This window comes from Streptococcus suis (assembly GCF_002964045.1).
GTDB classification, from domain to species: Bacteria; Bacillota; Bacilli; order Lactobacillales; family Streptococcaceae; genus Streptococcus; species Streptococcus suis_U.
The window spans coordinates 1-455 of record NZ_POPB01000430.1 but is presented as its reverse complement, the minus strand read 5'-3'; the positions used below and the strand labels follow the sequence as shown (position 1 = coordinate 455).

Here is a 455-nt window from a genome sequence, read left to right as displayed (position 1 = left end):
ATTAACGGGTGTTAGACATTTTAGACATTGAGAATTTGGAGAAAAAGTAACACCCCAGCTGGAGAAGTTGGGGTGGTTTTGGAGAATACAACTATAAAGCGTTGTCACACTATACATATGGATATTCTTTACAAATAAAATTGACAGTAATAGCATGGGGAACTTGTAATGTAAAGTACATATTTGATTAACGTTAGAAGAAGAGGCTATAAGTGTTTAGATTAATTATAAATATTATTTTTTCATTGATATTAGTTATGGGAGCAAAATATTCAACACTTCCTATTACTTGTATAATTGTAACAGATATTGTGCTGATGGGATTTTCATTCTATAATTTTTATAGGATAAAAAGGAGTAAATGTTCTGTCGTTTTTATTGAAGATATATTGAGAGTATGGGTATTATTTATAATATCAATTGTAATTATTAATTTTTTTAAATTACCATTAAAA

1 protein-coding gene is annotated in these 455 nt (G+C 27.3%); it reads left to right on the top strand.

Going from position 1 to position 455, the window contains the following annotated elements; translation table 11 throughout:
• Positions 1 to 212: 212 nt before the first annotated feature.
• A partial coding sequence (locus C1E99_RS15275; RefSeq protein ID WP_238146233.1) for a hypothetical protein occupies positions 213 to 455 on the top strand: 243 nt, incomplete at its 3' end.